Source organism: Xanthomonas arboricola pv. juglandis (assembly GCF_905367715.1).
Taxonomy (GTDB): domain Bacteria; phylum Pseudomonadota; class Gammaproteobacteria; order Xanthomonadales; family Xanthomonadaceae; genus Xanthomonas; species Xanthomonas arboricola.
In genome coordinates, this window is record NZ_HG999362.1 from 1,433,938 (window position 1) to 1,448,156 (window position 14,219).

Here is a 14,219-nt window from a genome sequence, read left to right on the forward strand (position 1 = left end):
GAAACCGGATTGCCGCTGTTCTGATTGCCTTGCCGCAGACGCGGTTCGAATGCGGCCCTGCTGCCGAACGCGCAAGTGCAGCAGCATGCCGGCAAGGCATGGTGCACCGAATCGATGCCGTGACCGCACAGCGGCATATCCAGTTCGAACATTCCTGCATGCTCGTGCATTGCCACCGTGAGCGGACCTGCATTGCCGGTGCAGGGCAACGTCGTTGGCGCATCTGGTCAATCAGCTGACACGGCGAGCGCAGCTACACCGCGCCACCGCATCAAGCGTTTGCCGATCGCGCAATGCACGCACAACGCTCAGGCCGTCGCGTCTGCACTACCGCAGCGCCTTTGCGCCGGCTTTACGCCCCACCCAGTCCTCGTGCATAGCGACTTTATGCGGCTGCTCCGTATCGTGCCGTCTCCCGCACCGATGGTGCACCACGGCGACCGCATGCCTCGATCGATCCCGGTGACGCGCCACGGCGCAGCTCATCGCACCGCCTGACCCCATAAGCGATGGGTGTGGAAAAGCGACTCGCATCACGCTGTGCGACATCCGCACACTGTTGAGGCCGCTTTTGTCACCGACGGCGTTTTCGGACCTGCCGACGCCTATAAGATCGATTGGCAACACGCCGCCCTCCAGCGGCCATGCAGTCGTTCGACATCCACGCGCATTCCCCCTCCCACTGCTGGCCGTTCACGCGATCTGGCCAGCGTCTTGCCATGGAAACCACTGCAATGCTGACTGCTGCTATCTCCCACCGTTCCACCCGCGCACGCCGTGCCCCCTTGTTGAGCATCGCCCTGGCCGGTGTGCTGTGCAGCCTTGCGCTGCAGGCGCAGGCACAGGAGGCCGCCGACGCGGCGCTGTGTACCGATCGCCCGACCAAGGCCAATTCCACCTGTACCGTGCCAACCGGCGCCTGGCAGCTGGAAACCGACATCGGCAGCTACACCCGCGACAGCCAGCCCGGCACCCGCGTCGAAACAGCGTATTTCACCAACCCCACGCTCAAATACGGCGTCAGCGACCGCATTGATCTGCAACTCAACTGGGCCCCGCAGCTGCAGGTCAAGACCACCGACCGTGCCACCGGTGCGCGCAGCAGCCTGAGCGGCGGCGGCGATATCTTTCTGCGCATGAAGGCGCGTTTCTACGAGAGCGATACCGCTAGCGTGGCGTTGCTGCCGTTCGTCAAGGCACCGACCGCGCGCACCGGCCTGGGCAACGACGAGTGGGAAGGCGGCGTCGCATTGCCGATCAATTTCGCGCTGCCCAACAGCTTCTCGCTGACCTTCGGGCCCGAGGTGGATTGGTTGGCCGACAGCGATGGCAGCGGCAAGCATGTTGCGCTGATCAACGCGATCAATCTGGCGCATCCGCTCACCGCAAAGTTGTCGATGGCGGTGGAAGTGTGGTCCTCGATCAACCGCGATCCGGCGCAGACCATCGAGCAGTATTCGGCCGACATCGCCGCTGCGTATCTGCTCAATCCGCTGCTGCAGCTGGATGTGGGCGCCAATTTCGGCCTCAACGACCGCACCCCGGACGCGCAGGTGTATGTGGGCATGTCGCACCGCTTCTGACGTGCGCAGCGCGCGCTGCGCACACAAAACGCCGCTGCGGTCCGCGCCTGTGCGGACTGCAGTGTTCCGCAGGCAACCGCTTCAGATATGTAATAAATACCCGGTGCGGTGCGACACTATGTCGTCAGTCTGCCGGGCATGCCGGTGCCGGTCTCGCCAGAGGTACGCGGGCCGGGGAGGGGAGTGACAGAAAGTGGGCAGTGATGCTGCCTCTACTGGCCGCCGTGCGGGCACCTTGTAGCATCCAGATCGGAATGCCGGGCGCAGTGCAGGGCGGAATCTCCTGATCGAGGTGTTGCAACGTGGAAACGAAATCGAAGTTGCCGGTCCCCGGCCGGGCATTGCTGCTGGTGCTGGGCATGCTGGTCGCGCTGGTGGGGCTGATCTTTCTGCTGGGTGGCGCGAGGTTGGCCAGCCTGGGCGGCAGCTGGTACTTCCTGCTGATGGGCCTGGCGACCGTCGTGGCCGGTGTCTTGATCGTGCTGCGTCGGCCGGCCGGTGCGCTGGTGTACGGCGTCGCCTTTGCGCTGACGCTGGTGTGGGCGCTGTGGGATGCGGGGCTGGAGTTCTGGCCGCTGGTCTCGCGGCTGATGCTGCCTGCGGGGTTCGCCGTGCTGGTGGCACTGGCCTGGCCAGCGCTGCGGCGCAGCCGGGCGTTGCCGACCGGGCGTACGGCCTATGGCGTGGCGACGGTGCTGGCGCTGGCGGTAGTGGCCGGGATCGGCGGCATGTTCGTGCCGCATCCGCCGGTCGCAGGCAACGCGGGGCCGGGCATGACGGCGGTGCCGCCTGGAAGCGTGCAACAAAACTGGTCCGCCTACGGCAATACCGATGGCGGCAGCCGCTTCGCTGCGCTGGACCAGATCAACCGCAGCAACGTCGACCGGCTGCAGGTCGCCTGGACCTACCACACCGGCGAGATCGCCAACAGCGACGGCAACGGTGCCGAAGATCAGCTGACCCCGCTGCAGGTGGGCGAGAAGGTGTTCCTGTGCACGCCGCACAACAATCTGATTGCGCTCGACGCCAGCACCGGCAAGCAGCTGTGGCGGCGCGAGATCAATGCGACCTCGTCGGTCTGGCAGCGCTGCCGTGGCCTGGGCTACTTCGACGCCGACGCGGCGTTGCCGACGCCGAGCGTGGCCAATCCCTCGCCGATCGCCGCGGTAACCGTGGCGCAGGACGCCAACTGCCGTCGCCGCCTGTTCACCAACACCATCGATGGCCGCCTGATCGCGGTGGATGCGGACACTGGTGCGTTCTGCCAGGGCTTCGGCAACAACGGTCAGGTCGATCTCAAGGCCGGCCTGGGCGCTGCGCCGGATCCGTTCTACCAGCTGACCTCGCCGCCACTGGTGGCCGGCACCACCGTGGTGGTGGGCGGACGCGTGGCCGACAACGTGCAGACCGACATGCCTGGTGGCGTGGTGCGCGGCTTCGATGTGGTCACCGGCGCGCAGCGCTGGGCCTTCGACCCGGGCAATCCGCACGATCGCCAGGCGCCGGCCGCCGGCAGCAGCTATGTGCGCAGCACGCCGAATGTGTGGGCACCGATGTCCTACGACGCGGCGATGAACACCGTGTTCCTGCCGCTGGGCGGGCCGTCGACCGATCTGTACGGCGCCGAGCGCACCGCGCTCGATCACCGTTACGGCGCCTCGGTGCTGGCGCTGGATGCCACCACCGGTGCGGAGAAGTGGGTCTACCAGACCGTGCACAACGATCTGTGGGATTTCGACCTGCCGATGCAGCCCAGCCTGATCGACTTCCCCAACCCGGACGGCAGCCACACCCCGGCGGTGGTCATCGGCACCAAGGCCGGGCAGATCTACGTGCTCGACCGCGCCACCGGCAAGCCGCTGACCGAGGTCAGGGAAGTACCGGTGAAGGGCTCGGATATTGCGCACGAGCAGTACGCGCCAACCCAGCCGTTGTCGGTCGGCATGCCGCAGATCGGCACCAAGCACCTGACCGAATCGGACATGTGGGGCGCCACTGCGATCGACCAGATGCTGTGCCGCATCGCGTTCAAGCAGATGCGTTATGAAGGCCTGTATACCGCGCCGGGCACCGATGTCTCGCTGAGTTTCCCCGGCTCGCTGGGCGGCATGAACTGGGGAGGCCTGTCGACCGACCCGGTGCATGACGTCATCTTCGCCAACGACATGCGCCTGGGCTTGTGGGTGCAGATGATTCCTGCCGACACCCGCAAGGTCGAGGCGGCCGGTGGTGGCGAGGCCGTCAATACCGGCATGGGCGCCGTGCCGCTGAAGGGCACGCCGTATGCGGTCAACAAGAACCGCTTCCTGTCGGCGCTGGGCATTCCGTGCCAGGCGCCGCCGTATGGCACGCTCAGCGCGATCGACCTCAAGACGCGCAGCATCGCCTGGCAGGTGCCGGTGGGGACGGTGCAGGACACCGGCCCGTTCGGCATCAAGATGCATCTGCCGATCCCGATCGGCATGCCGACGCTGGGCGGCACGCTGTCCACCCAGGGCGGGCTCGTGTTCATTGCCGGCACCCAGGACTACTACCTGCGCGCGTTCGACAGTGCCACCGGCAAGGAACTCTGGAAGGGCCGCTTGCCGGTCGGCAGTCAGGGCGGGCCGATGACCTACGTCTCGCACAAGACCGGCAAGCAGTACGTGGTGATCAGTGCCGGCGGTGCGCGGCAGTCGCCCGATCGTGGCGATAACGTGATCGCCTACAGCTTGCCTGACGCGCACTGACACCGCCCACCGGTGACCACGTCGCCAGCTGCGTCGGCGTGGTCACGGAGCGGCGGACAAACCTCGCGCGCGCCTGACGGCTGCGCACTCGCGTCAGCCGTTGTTGGCTGCAACCCGACGGCCGGGTGTCTCGCATATCCCGGCCAACGCCCCCGTTACCGCAGCGGCGCTTTGGCACACCGCCATGCATCGCCACCGATGGCCGTGCACGCTGCCCTGATCAGAGAACCACGATGCATCGTCTGTCTTTTCTCCCGCGCCGCAGTGCGCTGGGCTACGCCTTGTTGCTGGCACTGCCGGCCACCGCAGTCGCCGCGGGCGACACCACGTTGACCGGCGACTGGGGTGGGCGCCGGTCCGCCTGGGCCGAGCAAGGCGTGAGCGTCCGCGGCGACTACGTGTCCGAGACGTTTGGCGTGGTGGATGGCGGCTACGAAAACACCAGCGCGCGCTATGCGCAACAACTGCGGGTGGGCGTGGATCTGGACATGGCCAAGCTCGCCGGCTGGGGCGGTGGCAGCCTGCATGTCACCATCAACGACCGCCGCGGCCGCAGCACCTCCGCTGACCTGGTCGGCAATCGCTTCCCCATCCAGGAAGTGTACGGAGGCCAGTACACCCGCCTGAGCGAGTTCAGCTACGACCGCAGCTTCAACCAGGGCAGGACGTATCTGAAACTGGGCTTCTATGCGATGGGCAACCAGTTCGCTTCGCACACGTTGCTGGTGAACTTCGTCAATGCCGCGTTCTGTGCGCATCCGCTGGCGTTTTCGGCCAATAGCGGCTGGTACAACTATCCGGCCGCGCGCTGGGGCATCGAAGGCGCGCAGCAGCTGACCCCGCAGCTCAACCTGCATGCCGGCTGGTTTCAGGTCAACCCGAATCTGGGCTTCGGTACCCGCGACACCTACGCGTTCGAGCCGTTCGCCAGCGGCACCACCGGTGCGATCTTTCCGCTCGAATTTACCTGGAAGCCGGCCGCCGCGCGCTACCCGGGCGTGTACAAGTTCGGCGGCTACTACGATTCCTCGTCGGTACCCAGGCGTGGGCTGGACACCAGCCGCAGCACCGGCCGCGACGGCGCCTATCTGCTTGTCGAACAGAAACTGTTCACCCCGGGAGCGGACCCCAGCATCGGCCTGACCGGATTCGCCCAGTACATGGTCAGCGACCACGACAGTGCGCTGATGACACGGTGGTATTCGGTTGGCGGGGTGTACCAGGGCATCGGCACACGCACGCAGGACCGCATCGCACTCGGCTATGTGGCCGGCAGGATCAATCATCGGCTGCTCGATGCACGCCGCGCAGAACTGATCGATGCCGGCGTGGCGGCCGATTCGCCACTGGCCGGGCTGAGCGCTGCCGAAGAGCTCTACGAGCTTGCCTACAGCGCGCAGATCACGCCGTGGCTGATGTTGCGCCCGGACCTGCAATACATCGTCAACCCCGGGACCTACGCCTATACCCACACGCGCAACGCAGTGGTGGTCGGGCTGCAGGCCAAACTCACGTTCTGAGTGCATGCCCACAGCGTGGCGCGCCGTTATCGCACGGCGCGCCACGCTGCGCGCATTCGGCGCCTTGCAGGGCGGCCACGTGCGGCGCCTGCGGGTGCATGACCTTGTGCCTTTGCGCGTGCGCCGCAGCAACGCCTACCATCGACGTTTTGCCGTTGCAGGAACTCTCGATGAAGCTTCGTTACGCCGTGCTGCCCCTGTGTCTGTTGACCGCCTTGCCAAGTCTTGCCGCTGCGCGCGGATTCGATGTGCGCGACATGGTCGCGCTGGACCGGGTGTCTTCGCCCACGCTCAGCCCCGACGGCAGCGTGCTGGTGTTCGCCAAGCGGCAGGCCAAGAGCAGCAACGGCAAGCCGGCCACCGGCCTGTGGACGCGCAATCTGCGTACCCGCGATGCCGCGCCGCCCAGGCGGCTCACTCCCGACGGCTGGAACGTCAACAGCCCGGCGCTGTCGCCGGACGGCAAGACGGTGTACTTCCTCAGCAGTAAATCCGGTACGCAGCAGCTGTACGCGCAGCCGCTGGCCGGCGGCGCGCCGCAGCAGTTGACCGCCTTTGCGGTGGATGTGGACAGCTACAAGCTCTCGCCCGACGGCAAGCGCATCGCCTTCAGTGCCGGCGTGTTCCAGGACTGCGGCTCGGACCTGGGTTGCACCAAGAGCAAGCTCGCCAACCTCAAGAGCGCCAAGGCCAGCGGCGTGGTCTACGACCAGTTGTTCGTGCGGCATTGGGATACCTGGAACGATGGCCGCCGCAACACCTTGTTCGTCGCCGACCTGCCGGCTGCCGGCGGCAAGGCCGTGGCCGGTGCCTCGGCGATCAGCGCCACGCTGGCCGGCGATGCGCCCTCCAAGCCGTTCGGCGGCAACGACGATTACGCCTGGTCGCCCGACGGCGGCAGTGTGGTGGCCAGCGTGCGCGTGCCGCAGCCGCATGGGCCGGAAACCGGCAAGAAGGCAAGCGCCGGCGTCAAGCCCACCGGCAACGACGAGCCGTGGCAGACCAACTTCGACCTGTACCGCCTGGATGCGGCCGGCAAGGCCGCGCCGGTCAATCTGACCGCGTCCAACCCGGCCTGGGATGCCGGCCCGGTGTTCAGCAGCGACGGCAGGACGCTGTACTACCGCGCGATGAAGCGCCCCGGTTTCGAAGCCGACCGCTTCGGCCTGATGGCGATGGACGTGGCCAGCGGCAAGAGCCGCGAGATCGCCCCCAAGTGGGACCGCTCGGCCGGCGAGATCGTCTTGAGCGCCGATGGCGCCAGCCTCTACACCAGCGCCGACGACCTCGGCGAGCATCCGTTGTTCAAGATCGACATCGCCAGCGGCCAGGCGACCAAGCTGGTGGGCGAGGGCAGCGTGCATGCGCCGACCCTGGCCGGCAACACGCTGGCGTTCACCCGCAACTCGCTCAAGAGCGGCGACCAGGTCTTTGTCAGCGACGTGCAGGGCCAGGGTCTGCGTGCGATCACCCAGAGCGCCGGCGAGCTGCTGCCGGAGGTGCAGTTCGGCGACTACGAGCAGTTCCAGTTCAAGGGCTGGAACAACGACACCGTGCACGGCTATGTGGTCAAGCCGTACAACTACCAGGAAGGCAAGACTTACCCAGTGGCATTCCTGATCCACGGCGGGCCGCAGGGCAGCTTCGGCAACGGCTGGAGCAACCGCTGGAATCCGCAGACTTACGCCGGCCAGGGCTATGCGGTGGTGATGATCGACTTCCACGGCTCCACCGGCTACGGCCAGGAATTCACCGATGCGATCAGCCAGCATTGGGGCGACCGCCCGCTGGAAGACCTGCAGAAGGGCTGGACCGCCGCGCAGAAGCAGTACGGCTTCCTCAACGGCGACAAGGCCTGCGCGCTGGGTGCCAGCTATGGCGGCTACATGGTCTATTGGATGGCCGGCAACTGGAATCAGCCGTGGAAGTGCCTGGTCGACCACGACGGCGTGTTCGACAACCGCACCATGGGCTACGCCACCGAGGAACTGTGGTTCAGCGAATGGGAAAACGGCGGCACGCCCTGGCAGAACCCGGCCGGCTACGAGAAGTTCAACCCGGTGCTGCACGTGGACAAGTGGAAGGTGCCGATGCTGGTCATCCACGGCCAGCAGGATTTCCGCATCCCGGTCGAACAGGGCCTGGCCGCGTTCACCGCGCTGCAGCGCAAGGGCATCGATTCCAAGTTCCTGTACTTCCCGGACGAGAACCACTGGGTGCTCAAGCCGGACAACAGCGTGCTGTGGCACGACACCGTCAACAGCTGGCTGAAGCAGCATATCGGCCAGTGAGGTCGCGACCGGCACGCCGCCTGGAGCGGCGTGCCGGTTGGTGCGGCGATGACGCGTGAGACCTCGCCTTTGATGCGGGTCGCAGGGGTCGTTCGGTTTGCTCAGTTCGGCAGCTGATCGCGTTTGGCCAACTGGCCTTCCACGATCTGCAGGATCTCCGCCACTGCGATGCCGAACGAGCCGGCATTGCCGGCGTCGAAGGCGGCCTTCCATTCTGCATAACCCGGCAGGTAATCCTGATTGGGCGCGGCATTGCCGACATGTTCGGCAGCGCTGCGCTCCAGGGTCTGCGCGATCACCGGGATGTGCGGCAGCGCGTCCAGGATCCCATCGGGCAATCCTGCGTGACGTACCTGGATGTCGCTGATACTCACGTGCAGGATCTGGCCGCCGTGGGGATGCACATCGATCTGGTTGATCAGCAGCAGCGGCGTCTCGGTTGCGGTACGCCCGCGGCAGCGCCAGAGCTGGCCGACCGCATAGGCGGGGGAGGTGGTGTCGGGCATCGGGTACTCCACGATCAAACCGCAATGATGCAACGGGCTTGCGGAGATGGCGACTCTGCGCAGTGCTGGCCATGGAAAGGAATGATCCGGTCTTCAACCCGACGTCTGCGCAGTCGCGCTTCGCCCGCAAGACGATGTCCGCAGGTGCCGCGTTGTGCGCTGACAGCGCCGACGTCTGGATGAGCTCGCTTGCAGCACTGGAGATGGCCTGGATTACCGCATCTGGCTGAATGCCAGCATGAGCCAGCAGTGCCGCAGTGCACGCAAGCCATGTCAAAATAGCGATTCTTTAACTTCCTCAGCTCCCTGCCAGGATCGCAAGGACCGTTTGCATGCGCACCTTGTTCCGCCCCTCATTGTGGGCGCTCGCCCTCGTCTGTAGTCCTGCCCTGAATGCCGCATCGCGGCCCGCCGCCGTGCCTGCGCGCGCGCCCGTGTCTGCGACTGCCGCGGCTGGCACCGATGCGGTGGCCAGCGATCCGGCCGTGCCGCTGCCGGCCACGTTGAAGTCCGGCATGGGCTACCGCGCGTTTGCGCAGGCAGTGATGGAGCAGGGCTGGCAGCTGGTGGATCCGCTCGCCGCCGACAGCTGCATGGCCGCCGGCGATTGCGCCGTCGAGTTCATCGCGCCCGGCGGCAGTGCACGCCTGCAGGTGCAGGTCGGCTCGCAGTCCGGTGCGGCGGTGGTCAGTGGCTGGCGCGCGCAGCAGGTGCCGCTGGATCGCATCGGCAACCCCACCGCAGCGGCGGTGGACAGCAAGGCTGCGCCGGCCGCGTCCAAGGTGGCCGACAACCCGCGTTGAGCGCAGTGCGCTGGCGTCTGAGGCGCGCGGCGTATCATGGCGCTGCATGCGCTGCGGCCTGCGTCGGTGGCGCGCGTCAGCGCCAGCTGCGTCTTTCCTGATCCCGAGTCCAGTCCCGCATGACCTCCATGAAGAGCATCGATCCTGCCGATCTGGAAGCGTTGTTCGATGCCGTGCCGGACGTATTGTTCTTCGTCAAGGATCGCGAGGGCCGCTATACCCACGTCAACCAGACCATGCTGCGGCGGCTGGGCCTGAAATCGCGCAAGGAATTGATCGGCAAGCGCGTTGCCGAGGTCTATCCCAGCGGGCTGGGCGCCAACTACGCCAATCAGGACGAGCAGGTGCTGGCCGGGGAAGTGATCGACAACCTGTTGGAACTGCATCTATTCGCCAACCGCGAACCGGGCTGGTGCCTGACCTGCAAACGTCCGCTGCTGGTCGACGGCAAGGTGCAGGGCATCATCGGCATCTCGCGCGATCTGGGGCCGCAGGACGGGCACGAATCGCAGTACGAAAAACTGCGGCTTGCGCTGGCGTACCTCAACGCCAACTACGCGCAGAACGTACGCATGCAGGCGCTGGTGGAGATCACCGGGTTTTCGATGTCCAAGTTGCAACGCTCGTTCCGCAAGGTGTTCCAACTCACCCCGCAACAGGTGCTGGCCAAGCTACGCCTGCAGATGGCCATGCATCTGCTGCACGGAAACAAGAGCCTCACCGAAATCGGGCATGCCTGCGGTTTCAGCGATCAAAGCGCCTTCGCACGGCAGTTCAAGCTGGCGGTCGGGATGACGCCACGCGAGTACCGCGCGCTGGCGAACGCGGCGCAGTTTCCTGCCGAACCGGCTTAGCGCGCCTGAGCAAGACGACTGCTCAGTAGCTGAGTTGGTCGAGCACGGCTCCTCTGTAATGCTTGCGGGGAACTGCGTGAATCCATCGGGATTCCGGGTTGCATCCTTGTTTGGTAGATGCAGTCAAAAGCCTGGTTCGTCGAGTGTGCGGCGCCCTCACCGCTTGCGGGACACGCCGTGAATCCGTCCATGGAGGCTCGGTGGCGGCATCCATGCCGCCACACGGTCCCGCAAGCGGCGAGGGCACCGCACCAGACAGTTGGTCGGTGGCCGGATGAAAAGCTGCCTATCGCTCGACGTGTGGCTGACATTGCGCCGGCACACCAGTAGCGAACAACGGGCATCGTGCACTGCTCTTGACTTTGCACACCGACCCTCTCAACGGGTCCTTGCGCGCTCACCGTCGCGGGACCTTACGCGGCATGGATGCCGCGTAAGAGCCTACAAGGACGTACTTGCGGCGTGTCCTGCGAGGGTGGGCGGGCAAGGGCCTTGCAGCCAAACCGCAGCCCGCCGCTCTACTGCCGACCTGGCCGCGCGCGCTGACACCCCAAAGACACGACAGCGCAACAACGTAGAGACAGCCGGTTTCCAAGTCGCAGCGTCGTTTATGAGACGCTGCCAAAAAAGTCGTTGAAAACTGGCCATCGCAGAGGGTGCGCCGATTTCCGTAGAGGATGAATTGCTGCCTGCATAAACGACTTGGGCGCGAACGACGTAGAAGTCGTTCGCGCCCAAGCCTGTGCAGCCCATGCGGATGCGGTTACGCCAGCATGCGCACCTTCGGTTCGCGTGCCCACTGGCGGGTCTTGGCGGCAGTGATGAATGCCTTGGTATCTGCCGCCGCGATCACGCCCGCGTCCTTGCCGACGTTGCCGGCCTTCAGCAGCAGCTGCGCGCCATCGTCGAAGGCGATTGCCTTCAGATGCGCCCACGCATTGCTGACGAAATCCAGCGCCGCCGATTCGCGTGTCAGCGCCTTGGCAGCTTCCGACGACAACACCACCGCCACCGCATCGAACACCACCGAGGGTGTGCCGGCCAATTGACCATCGGCAGCCAGCTGCTTGCCGTCGCTGAGCTTGGCGCCACCCAGTTTCGGCGCGACGATCTTAACCGTCGCACCGGCGGCTTCGGCGGCCTTGCGCACCGCCTTGATCGTCGCTGCATCGGAGCCGTCGTGAATCAGGATGCCGACCGTGCGGCCCTGCAAGGTGTCCTTCATCTTGCCGATCAGCTGCAAGGCGGGCGACAGCGGCATGTCGGTCGGTGCGACCGCAGCCGGCGGTGCCGGCGGCAACGTGGTCATGCCCATGCCATCGGCCACACGCTGTGCCAGTGTCGGGTCGATGTGACGCAGGTGACCGACGATGGCTTCGCGCACGTGCGCGGTTTCCACCTTGGACAACTCGAACACCAGCGCCGATGCCATATGCGCCTGTTCCGGTGCGGTCTGGCTGCGGAAGAACATGCGTGCCTGGCTGTAGTGATCGGCAAAACTTGCTGCGCGTACGCGGCCCTTGGCGCCGTCTTCGGCCGGTGTCGCATGGCTGGGGAATCCACGCAGCGCCTCACGCGGTGCATCGGCCTGCAACGAGCTGGGTTCGTAGGCGACACGGCCCTTGGGGACGCCCATCTGCATATGGCCGTCGCGCTGGTTGTTGGCGAACGGGCACTTGGGCGCATTGACCGGGATCTGGTGGAAGTTCGGCCCGCCCAGGCGGCTCAGTTGCGTATCCAGATACGAGAACAGGCGGCCCTGCAGCAGCGGATCGTTGCTGAAGTCGATGCCGGGCACGATGTTGGCCGGGCAGTACGCCACCTGTTCGGTCTCTGCGAAGAAGTTGTCCGGCCAGCGGTCGAGCACCATGCGGCCGACGATCTGCAGCGGCACCAGTTCTTCCGGGATGACCTTGGTCGAATCCAGGTGATCGAACGGGAATGCATCGGCTTCCGCCTCGGTGAACAGCTGCACGCCCAGCTCCCACTCGGGGAAGTCGCCGTTCTGGATCGATTCGAACAGATCGCGACGATGGAAGTCCTGGTCGGCGCCGGCAATCTTCACCGCCTCATCCCAGATCGTGGACTGCAGGCCGAGCTTGGGGCGCCAATGGAACTTGACGAAGGTGCTGTCGCCCTTTTCATTGAGGAAACGGAAGCTGTGGATGCCGAAGCCTTCGATCATGCGCAGCGAGCGCGGAATGGTGCGGTCGCTCATCGCCCACATGATCATGTGCATCGATTCGGGGCTCAACGAGATGAAGTCCCAAAAGGTGTCATGCGCACTGGCAGCCTGCGGGAAACCACGGTCCGGCTCCATTTTCACCGCATGGATCAGGTCCGGGAACTTCATCGAGTCCTGGATGAAGAATACCGGGATGTTGTTGCCCACCAGATCCCAGTTGCCTTCCTTGGTGTAGAACTTCACCGCAAACCCGCGCACGTCGCGCGGCGTGTCCACCGAGCCGGCACCACCGGCAACGGTGGAAAAACGCGTGAACAACGGCGTCTTTTCGCCGACTTCGGTGAAGATCTTGGCAGTGGTGTACTGGCTCAACGACTTGGTCAGCTCGAAATAGCCATGCGCCGCACTGCCACGTGCGTGCACGATGCGCTCGGGGATGCGCTCGTGATCGAAGTGGGTGATCTTCTCGCGCAGGATGAAGTCTTCCAGCAACGTCGGCCCGCGCGGCGTTGCGCGCAGCGAGTTCTGGTTGTCGCCAACCGGAATGCCCTGGTTGGTGGTCAGCTGCGGATGGGTGCCGCCGGCCTTCTGATGCAATTCATCGCCCGTGCCGCGCAACGTTTCGGGAGTTGCGCTGACAGCAGCGGTGGACGGAAGTTGCGCGGACTTGCTGGGGGACTTGGGCATGGGACTCCACTCTGGCGGGCTTGAGATGCGGGCTGATCCACTGAGCCTGGGAGTGGCGCTGTTAAGTGCACGTGTCTGCATGCGAACGAATACTCACATGCAGCCAAAAGCTTGCGCTGGATCGCAGCTGCCCGATGCGTCTGTCACGCAATACACCGATGCACGGCCTGCAAACGCATGCAGCGAACGCGACCGTTACATGCCGACTACAGAAGGTCCAGCGGCTGCTTGCGCGTCGGTGGCGGGAACGCACGGTCCAGTTCGGCAAGGTCCTGCGCGTCCAGTTGCAGCGTGCACGCCGCTGCATTCGCGCGCACATGTGCAGGCGTTCCCGATTCGGGAATGGCAATGACCTGGCCGCTGCGGATTGCCCATGCCAGCGCTACCGCAGTTGCGGCCACGCCGCGTCGCTCGCCGATCGCGTGCAGTACCGGGTGATCCAGCAATGCGCGGCTGCCCAGCGGCGAATACGCCATCACCGTCACCTCGTGCTGTGCGCACCACGGCAGCAGATCGAACTCGATGCCGCGGCTACCGGCGTGATACAGCACCTGATTGACCAGGCAATGCTGCCCGCCCTCGATCTCCCACAGCTCCTGCATGTCCTCCACATCGAAATTCGATACGCCCCAGTCGCGGATCTTGCCGGCATCGCGCAAGGCCTCGAAGGCATCGACCACTTCGCGCAGATCGCTGCCGCCGCGCCAGTGCAGCAGATACAGATCCAGCGTGCGCACGCCAAGCCGCTGCAGGCTGGCCTCGCAGGCACGCGCGATGCCGCGCGCGCTGGCATTGCTCGGCAAGACCTTCGACACCAGATAAGGCCGCTGCGCGCTATCCATGGCCTGGCCGATCAATTGCTCCGACCGGCCATTGCCATACATCTCGGCGGTGTCGATCAGGCGCATGCCCAACTGCTGGCCTGTCTGCAGCGCATCGATCTCCTGCTGCGGCGGGTGTCGCCCCTGGCCCAGATTCCACGAGCCGAGCCCGAGTGTCGGCACGCTGCGTCCGTTGCGCAGGCGCACCGTGGGGCAGGGGGATGAGGTGGAAACGGACAT

9 protein-coding genes are annotated in these 14,219 nt (G+C 65.5%); 6 read left to right on the forward strand and 3 right to left on the reverse strand.

Features of this window, described 5'->3' with window-relative positions; translation table 11 throughout:
- The first annotated feature begins 734 nt into the window (after positions 1-734).
- From KHN93_RS06150 to KHN93_RS06165, 4 genes are all read left to right on the forward strand, one after another.
- Positions 735-1,583 carry a transporter gene (locus tag KHN93_RS06150; RefSeq protein WP_047126660.1) on the forward strand — a complete coding sequence of 283 codons (849 nt, stop codon included), beginning with the start codon at positions 735-737 and terminating at the stop codon, positions 1,581-1,583.
- A gap of 302 nt (positions 1,584-1,885) precedes the next feature.
- Entirely contained in the window at positions 1,886-4,312 is a 2,427-nt protein-coding gene (locus KHN93_RS06155; protein ID WP_244812211.1) for a glucose/quinate/shikimate family membrane-bound PQQ-dependent dehydrogenase, read from the forward strand.
- A 233-nt stretch (positions 4,313-4,545) separates the two neighbouring features.
- The gene (locus KHN93_RS06160; protein ID WP_212579276.1) at positions 4,546-5,832 is read left to right on the forward strand and encodes a carbohydrate porin; all 1,287 of its coding nucleotides are present in this window, start codon (positions 4,546-4,548) and stop codon (positions 5,830-5,832) included.
- A 170-nt stretch (positions 5,833-6,002) separates the two neighbouring features.
- Entirely contained in the window at positions 6,003-8,123 is a 2,121-nt protein-coding gene (locus KHN93_RS06165; RefSeq protein WP_212579277.1) for an alpha/beta hydrolase family protein, read from the forward strand.
- Between the two features lie 101 nt (positions 8,124-8,224).
- Here KHN93_RS06165 and KHN93_RS06170 read toward each other — a convergent pair whose 3' ends face one another.
- Complete coding sequence (locus KHN93_RS06170) at positions 8,225-8,629, reverse strand: hypothetical protein (protein WP_184231211.1); 405 nt, start codon at positions 8,627-8,629, stop codon at positions 8,225-8,227.
- A 332-nt stretch (positions 8,630-8,961) separates the two neighbouring features.
- On the opposite strand from KHN93_RS06170, the gene KHN93_RS06175 reads away from it, so the two are divergent.
- The gene (locus tag KHN93_RS06175; protein WP_065049261.1) at positions 8,962-9,432 is read left to right on the forward strand and encodes a hypothetical protein; all 471 of its coding nucleotides are present in this window, start codon (positions 8,962-8,964) and stop codon (positions 9,430-9,432) included.
- Between the two features lie 128 nt (positions 9,433-9,560).
- Entirely contained in the window at positions 9,561-10,286 is a 726-nt protein-coding gene (locus KHN93_RS06180; protein WP_024939479.1) for an AraC family transcriptional regulator, read from the forward strand.
- Positions 10,287-11,049: 763 nt separating this feature from the next.
- Here KHN93_RS06180 and KHN93_RS06185 read toward each other — a convergent pair.
- Both KHN93_RS06185 and KHN93_RS06190 read right to left on the reverse strand, forming a co-directional pair.
- Positions 11,050-13,158, reverse strand: a complete 2,109-nt coding sequence (locus KHN93_RS06185; protein WP_046342001.1) for a catalase — start codon at positions 13,156-13,158, stop codon at positions 11,050-11,052.
- A 206-nt stretch (positions 13,159-13,364) separates the two neighbouring features.
- Positions 13,365-14,219, reverse strand: a complete 855-nt coding sequence (locus KHN93_RS06190) for an aldo/keto reductase (RefSeq protein ID WP_065049263.1) — start codon at positions 14,217-14,219, stop codon at positions 13,365-13,367.

Excerpts from the sequence above, each read along its gene's own strand:
- KHN93_RS06180 (WP_024939479.1), top strand. The coding sequence starts at position 9,561 with ATGAAGAGCATCGATCCTGCCGATCTGGAAGCGTTGTTCGATGCCGTG.
- KHN93_RS06160 (WP_212579276.1), top strand. The coding sequence starts at position 4,546 with ATGCATCGTCTGTCTTTTCTCCCGCGCCGCAGTGCGCTGGGCTACGCC.
- KHN93_RS06165 (WP_212579277.1), top strand. The coding sequence starts at position 6,003 with ATGAAGCTTCGTTACGCCGTGCTGCCCCTGTGTCTGTTGACCGCCTTG.
- KHN93_RS06185 (WP_046342001.1), bottom strand. The coding sequence starts at position 13,158 with ATGCCCAAGTCCCCCAGCAAGTCCGCGCAACTTCCGTCCACCGCTGCT.
- KHN93_RS06190 (WP_065049263.1), bottom strand. The coding sequence starts at position 14,219 with ATGTCCGTTTCCACCTCATCCCCCTGCCCCACGGTGCGCCTGCGCAAC.
- KHN93_RS06175 (WP_065049261.1), top strand. The coding sequence starts at position 8,962 with ATGCGCACCTTGTTCCGCCCCTCATTGTGGGCGCTCGCCCTCGTCTGT.
- KHN93_RS06150 (WP_047126660.1), top strand. The coding sequence starts at position 735 with ATGCTGACTGCTGCTATCTCCCACCGTTCCACCCGCGCACGCCGTGCC.
- KHN93_RS06170 (WP_184231211.1), bottom strand. The coding sequence starts at position 8,629 with ATGCCCGACACCACCTCCCCCGCCTATGCGGTCGGCCAGCTCTGGCGC.